Genomic DNA, 6,952 nt, shown 5'->3' on the forward strand with positions numbered 1-6,952 from the left:
CGCAGGAAGGCACGAGTGGCCAGCAGCAGCACCATAAAGGTGGTCACCTTGATACCACTGCCGGTGGAATTGGTGCCCGCACCGATAAACATCAGCAGCAGATAAAACAGGCTGGTCGGCAGCGACAAGGCACTCATGTCCACCACATTGAACCCGGCCGTACGCGGCGTCACCGCATGAAACCAGGACGCCGCCAGCTTGTCGCTGACACTCATGCCGCCCAGGGTGCCGGGGTTATTCCACTCCGCCAGCATAAAGAACAACAACGTGGCCGCCAGCAACACCCCGGTGCCCACCAGCATCAACTTGCTGTGCAGGGACAACCCGCGCCAGCGCCAGCCTTTTTCGAAATCCGCCAGCACCGTAAAGCCCAGCCCGCCCACGATGACCATGGTGGTAATGATCAGCACAATGCCCCAGTGCCCACCCCAGCCAGTGAGGCTGTCGGCACTGAGTGCAAAGCCTGCGTTATTAAACGCCGACACCGCATAGAACAGGCTGTGAAACGTGCCCTGACCCCAACCCAGTGCGGGCACCCAGACACACATTAACAGCGCCATGCCCACCGCCTGCACCACCACAACCACCACCACAATCCGGCGGATCAGCCAGGCGATATCACTGACCCGGCTGTAGTTCATGCAATCACGAATCAACTGCTGCTCACCGATACCCAGCCGATGCCCAATGGCCAGCAAGGTGGCCGCCGCAAAGGTCATGATGCCAATGCCGCCGGCCTCGATCAGCAGTAGCAATACCCACTGGCCGAACAGGGTGAACTGGCTGCCCACATCCACCACCGACAGGCCCGTCACCGTCACCGCAGAGGTAGCGGTGAACATGGCCTGCAACCAGCTGATTGGCGAATGGGTGGCGATAGGCAACTTGAGCAGCAACGCGCCCAATACGATTAACAAGAAAAAGCTGCCGGCCAGCGCCACAGGCGGAGACACCAGCGGCTTGTGCGTATGGGGACGGGAAACACCAAAACGGCGTGCGAACCAGGGTCTCATTGCGCTTTGGAAAACCGCAACAAGTCGTGCAACGTGCCCATCAGCACCATCTGGTCTTTCTCTTGCAATTCCAGCCCTTCGAACGGCGCTTGCCACACCTGGGTGCCGCGCTTGACCAGCGCCAGGCGCAGCTCTTCATCCTTCAGCGGCAACTCGGATGCGGTCATCCCGGCAAACCGTTTGTCGACCTTCACCTCTACCACCAGCCAGTCATTACCCAGGGAAATATAGTCGAGCATTTCCGGGTGCACGATGGTCTGGGCAACGCGGATGCCCATTTCATGCTCCGGGTGAATAATCCGGTTGGCCCCCAGGCGCGACAGAATCCGGTGATGCGGTTCACTGATCGCCTTGACCCACACCTGTTTCACCTCCGCACTTTTCAGTGCCAGAGTGGTCAGGATGCTGGCTTCCAGGTTTTCACCAATGGCGACCACCACCGCATCAAAGGCCGGGAAATCCAGTTCGGCCACCACCTTGTCACTGGTGCCGTCAGCGATCAGGGTTTGTGACAGCTTGTCAGCGTAATACTCCACCCGCTCACCATCGATATCCACGCCCATGACATCGTGCCCCAGGCGCGTCAATTCCTGCGCAATGGTGGAACCAAAACTGCCCAAACCGATCACAGCATACTGGTGCTTCACAGGCCCTCCTTGCTCGAAGCAGTGGCAATAGCAAAAGTCTGCACCTTTTATTTGCCGCTGTCATGGCGGCAATCCGGGCAACCGTAAGAACAGTTTTTTTCGGTTTTTTTGTCGTTATGTGCCGCACCCCGACAACAACGGCGTTATGCTCTGTGTCGCCTTTTTCCGTTTGATGGTGGAGACCCCATGCCCTCGATTCGCGCCGCCCTGTTTGCCAGTGCCACCCTGCTCGCCAGCCCTGCCAGTTATGCCCTGGACAACGCCGAGTTTGAACAATGCATGGCCCAATTACGGGCCCAGGCCGATGAGGCGGGCATCCCGGCCCAGGTGATCAGCCGCAGCCTGAATACCGTCAAACTGAACGAGCGGGTGATTGAGCTGGATCGCAGCCAGCCGGAATTCACCAGCAGTTTCTCGGACTATTACACCCGCCGGGTCAGCGAAACCCGCATCGAAACCGGCCGTAAAAAGTATCGCGAACAACAGCCCCTGCTACAGGCACTCACCCGCGAATACGGCATCCCCGGTCACTACCTGGTCGCTTTCTGGGGGCTGGAAACCAATTACGGCGGCTTCCTGGGCAGTATCCCGGTGCTGGATGCACTCAGCACCCTGGCGTGCGAAGGCCGTCGGGGCGATTACTTTTCCGGCGAGTTGATGAACGCTTTGCGCATCATTCAGTCCGGGGATGTGGAGGCCGACCAGATGGAAGGATCCTGGGCCGGCGCCATGGGCCAGACCCAATTCATGCCCGCCATCTTTCTCAAGTACGCGATCGATCACGATGGTGACGGTCGTCGTAATCTATGGAAAAGCGAAGAAGATGCGCTCGCCTCCGCGGCCAACTTTCTGCAGGGGCTGGGCTGGCAACGGGAACAGCGCTGGGGAAGGGAAGTCACGCTGCCTGACGATTTCGATTTCCAGCTAACCGGTTTCGCCCATCAACGCAGCCTCAGCGACTGGGCCAAGCTGGGTGTGCGTATGCCCGATGGTCAGCCCCTGCCTCAGGCCGAGATGGAAGCGGCGCTGGTGGTCCCCTCCGGCCATAACGGCCCGGCCTTTCTCGCCTACCAGAATTTCCGCGTGATCATGGGCTGGAACCGGTCAGAGTCCTATGCCATTGCGGTGGGTCGGCTGGCGGACCGCATTGCCGGCGGCGGCGCGCTCCACCAGGCTCCCGTTCCTGCCCCCAGACTGAATCGCGAGCAGGTCACCAAGCTTCAAAAAACGCTGAATGAACAAGGCCATGATGCGGGCGCGGAAGACGGCCTGCTCGGCCCCGGCACCCGCCAGGCCCTGGCCCGTTACCAGCAGGCCAATGGCATGGTGGCGGACGGTTTCCCGGACCAGGAAGTGCTCAACCAGATCGGCGTCCTCCCTTAACAGGCTGCTGAAAACCCGTTGCGTGCTCAGCAAAGACGTCGCCGGCGGCGACACAACAGCCGTCGTGAAAAGCACGTTTCGAAAGGCAAAACCTGAAAGCGCGGAAATGGCAGGTTTTCGAACGCGAAACCCGGCCCCCGAAACGGTTTTATCGGGTCAGTGCCCGGGCCAGGGCACTGACCCCATCCTCGATGGTGTCGTCCGGCAGGGCACCGAACCCCAGTAGCACGCCCGGCATCGCCGGTTCTGCCATATATAAAGCCTCCAGCGACATGGCGGTAACGTCCTCTTTGATCAAGGCGTCAGCCAAGTCCCTCACCGGCGGCGTGCGCACTGCAATATGCAACCCGGCCATCTGCGGCAGAACCGTCAGCGCCGATTGCCCCCGCAATGCAGCAAGCAGTTTTTCACGGCGTAATGCATAGCGGCGCTGCATCCGCTTCAAGTGACGGGCAAAGTCGCCCTCCTGGATCAGATAGCCCAGCGCACGCTGGGTCAGGTCGTTACTGCTTGAGTCGGTCAGCGACTTGGCCTGCAACAACGCAGCCTGCAAACCGCCCGGCATCACTATGTACCCCATACGAAAACTGGCATGGAGCACTTTTGAAAAGCTGCCCAGATACGCCACCTGCTGATGATGATCCAACCGCTTTAACGCCTCCAGTGGCCGCCCTTCAAAACGAAACTCGCCGTCGTAGTCATCCTCCACTATCAGCATCTCGGTAGCACGGGCCCGCTCCAGCAATGCCAAACGCCGGGAAAGGCTCATCGGCATGCCCAACGGAAACTGGTGCGATGGGGTTACATAAACCAGGCGTGCCTGATCTGGAATGCGATCAACACACAGCCCTTCCTCATCCACCGGCACAGGGATCACTGTTGCCCCAACCGCCTCGAACACTGCCCGGGCAGGCGGGTAGCCCGGCTCTTCCATTGCCACGCAATCCCCGGGAGCCAGGCGCACCCGCGCCAACAGATCCAGCCCCTGCTGCGCGCCTTGCGTAATCAGCAATTGATCCGCGCTGCATGGCAGCCCACGGCTGTAGCCCAGATAATCGACCAGCCCCAGGCGCAGACGCAGATCCCCCTGCACCTCACCATAAAGCAACGTCTCCGCCTGCTGATCCCGTACCGCCCGGTGCAGACAGCGCCGCCACGCCTGCCACGGCAGCTGCTCCCGCTCGGTCACCCCACCGGCAAAATTGAAACGCCGGGCGGGCCCGTTCCCCCACACTGGCTGCGTCATCCAGTGGGGCCCGGGGCTAACACCTGCCGGCAATAACGACACCGGCTCACTGGCAGGCAAACGGGCCACAAAGGTACCGCTGCCCGGCCGGGCACAAAGAAACCCTTCCGCAATCAGCCGCTCATACGCCTGCACCACCAGCTGCCGCGACAATCCCAGTTCACGGCACAACACCCGGCTTGGTGGCATCCGCTCCCCCTCCTGCAGGCGACCATCCTGCATGGCCTGACGTAGCTCACGGTAAAGCTGGGCCTGCAACGCCCCTTCGCCATTCAGCACCAGATGCAACTGCAAATTGGTCTCCTTAATAATAGAAAACTGGTCCTTTTTACCAAACCGGACAGCGGTAGATTAGCACTCGGATGAACTGTTTCCATCAAAAGGCAAAGCCCAATGATCAACAAAAAACGAATAGTGAGAATCACGATACTGATTGTCGTGGCGCTGTATTCATTACCTTCCATTGCCGCAGACCAGCGCATTGGGATTCTGGTTTATGACAAGGTGCTGACCAGTGATGTCACGGCACCAGCTGAAGTGTTTGGAGTCGCGACAAGAGAGTCGTGGTTTTCAGACTATGAAGTGCTGTTGATCGGCGTGGAGAAAGACGCCGCCGTTGTCACTACCGAGGAAGGGATACGCTTGACGGTCGACAACACCATTTACGACAGTCCCAAACTGGATGCACTGATCGTCACCAGCTCCTATGTCATGGACTCGCTGTTTAAAAACGCTGATCTGACAACATTTCTTACCGAACAGGCAAAAACCGCGTCATGGCTGGCCAGCAATTGCTCCGGGGCGTTTTTGTACGCCCACGCCGGCTTGCTGGATGGCTACACCGCTACCACCTGGGCAGGTGGCGAACCCCGGTTACAGCGAGAGTTCCCCAGCATCAATGTGATCGAAGACCGCAATGTTGTCGTTGATCGCAACCGGATATCCAGCAACGGAGGCATCCCGTCCTACCAGGGCGCACTGGTCTTGCTGGCGCAGATGAGCAGCAAGAGAAAGGCCAGGGAAGTGTTTGAAACCATCCAGCTAAACCGCCTGATCCCCTGGACCGAGATCACCCGCTATTTACCTGAAAAGTGACAAAAGGACGGCATCATCATGAAAGCCCGATTCAATTACTACACCGCCTCACCGGACACCATGAAAGCCATGTTCAACACCCAGGCCGTCATCGACGCCACCGGGCTGGATAAGCGACTGATCGCCCTGGTGGAACTGCGGGCATCACAGATCAACGGCTGCGCCTTTTGCATGCACATGCACGCCGCCCAAGCACGTAAACTGGGGGAGGACAACGCACGCATAGATACTGTCGCTGGCTGGCGCGATACCGACTGGTTCAGCGAACGAGAGCAAGCAGCCCTGGGCTGGACCGAATACCTGACCCGCCTCAGCCAGGGCGGCGATGGTGACGCCGCCTATGCAGCTCTGGCGGAACACTTCAGCGAAAAAGAACGCAGTGACCTGAGCTACGTGATCGGCGTTATCAATATGTGGAACCGTTTCAGCGTCGGCTTCCAGACGCACCCGGAGTAACAACGGTTTTCACTGCCACAGGCCCATGGCATGCTTCGAATCATATTCGATCCGGAGCCTGCCATGCGCACTGTCATTATCACCATGCTATCCAGCCTTGCCCTCAGCGCCTGCGCGGACACCACCGCCACCCTGGAGCCACAGACCGACAACAGCATTACCGCCACCGCAATCACCGGTGGCCTGCATCACCCCTGGTCACTGGCGTTTGTCTCAGACAACGAATGGCTGATTACGGAACGGCGTGGCACCCTGCGACGGGTTGTGGATGGCGAACTGCAAGACGCCAATGTGGAGGGCGTACCGGACGTGGTGGCCTCCGGACAGGGCGGGTTGTTCGATGTGCTGCCCCACCCGGACTTCGCCGAGAACCGGCGCCTGTACCTGAGCTATGCCAGACCCTGCGGCGACGAGGGCGGCACCACCGCAGTGGGCTACGGCACCTATAAAGCCGGCACCCTGAGCGACTTCCGTACCATTTATACGGCGGAGAAATCCTGCACCAATACCGGCAAGCATTTTGGTGGTCGCATCCTGTTCGATAATGACGGCTACCTGTTTATGACCATTGGCGACCGCGGGCAACGCGAGCGCGCCCAGAATACGCAAGACCCCGCCGGCAGCGTTCTGCGCCTGCACGACGATGGCCGCATCCCGGAAGACAATCCACTGGTGGGTCAGGCCGACCAGGCCACCGAGATCTGGAGCTGGGGCCACCGCAATCCCCAGGGCCTGGCCCTGCACCCGCAGACCGGCAAACCCTGGCTCAATGAACATGGCCCCCGCGGTGGCGACGAGATCAATGTGGTAAAACCCGGCGTCAATTATGGCTGGCCGGTGATTACCTATGGCCGGGAATATTACGGCCCCGGCATTGGCGACACCGAGAAAAAAGGCTACGCCCAGCCCTTGCTGCACTGGACCCCCTCCATCGCTCCGGCCGGCATGGCCTTCATTACCAGCGACCGTTACCCCGGCTGGCAAGGCCACACCGCTAACGGTGCACTCAAGTTGCAGCATCTGAACATGGTGGCGTTTGACGGGCAGCAGCCAATCAGTGAAACCCGGCTGCTGCCCGTCAAACGCCACCATGTTCAGATGCTGCAACTTGA

Annotated in this window: 7 protein-coding genes; 4 read left to right on the top strand and 3 right to left on the bottom strand. The window is 59.7% G+C overall.

All coding sequences use genetic code 11. The features are described from left to right. On the bottom strand, nt 1-1,013 hold a 1,013-nt coding region (locus A3730_RS28500), incomplete at its 3' end, for a TrkH family potassium uptake protein (RefSeq protein WP_063539415.1). Continuing rightward, entirely contained in the window at nt 1,010-1,660 is a 651-nt protein-coding gene (locus A3730_RS28505) for a TrkA family potassium uptake protein (RefSeq protein ID WP_063520460.1), read from the bottom strand. The genes A3730_RS28500 and A3730_RS28505, both read right to left, overlap by 4 nt. Before the next feature lie 186 nt (nt 1,661-1,846). On the opposite strand from A3730_RS28505, the gene A3730_RS28510 reads away from it, so the two are divergent. Continuing rightward, complete coding sequence (locus A3730_RS28510; protein WP_063539416.1) at nt 1,847-3,043, top strand: lytic murein transglycosylase; 1,197 nt, start codon at nt 1,847-1,849, stop codon at nt 3,041-3,043. 148 nt (nt 3,044-3,191) lie between these two features. Here A3730_RS28510 and A3730_RS28515 read toward each other — a convergent pair whose 3' ends face one another. Then, complete coding sequence (locus A3730_RS28515; RefSeq protein ID WP_063539417.1) at nt 3,192-4,583, bottom strand: PLP-dependent aminotransferase family protein; 1,392 nt, start codon at nt 4,581-4,583, stop codon at nt 3,192-3,194. Nucleotides 4,584-4,703: 120 nt separating this feature from the next. Between A3730_RS28515 and A3730_RS28520 the strand changes: the two genes are divergently transcribed. From A3730_RS28520 to A3730_RS28530, 3 genes are all read left to right on the top strand, one after another. After that, nucleotides 4,704-5,384 (top strand): DJ-1/PfpI family protein, encoded by a 681-nt coding sequence (locus A3730_RS28520; protein WP_231880714.1) that lies wholly within the window; start codon nt 4,704-4,706, stop codon nt 5,382-5,384. Between the two features lie 18 nt (nt 5,385-5,402). Then, nucleotides 5,403-5,840 (top strand): carboxymuconolactone decarboxylase family protein, encoded by a 438-nt coding sequence (locus A3730_RS28525; protein WP_063521127.1) that lies wholly within the window; start codon nt 5,403-5,405, stop codon nt 5,838-5,840. A gap of 63 nt (nt 5,841-5,903) precedes the next feature. After that, nucleotides 5,904-6,952 (top strand): PQQ-dependent sugar dehydrogenase (locus tag A3730_RS28530; RefSeq protein ID WP_063539418.1); only part of this gene is annotated, 1,049 nt, incomplete at its 3' end.

The organism is Alcanivorax sp. HI0044, assembly GCF_001634945.1.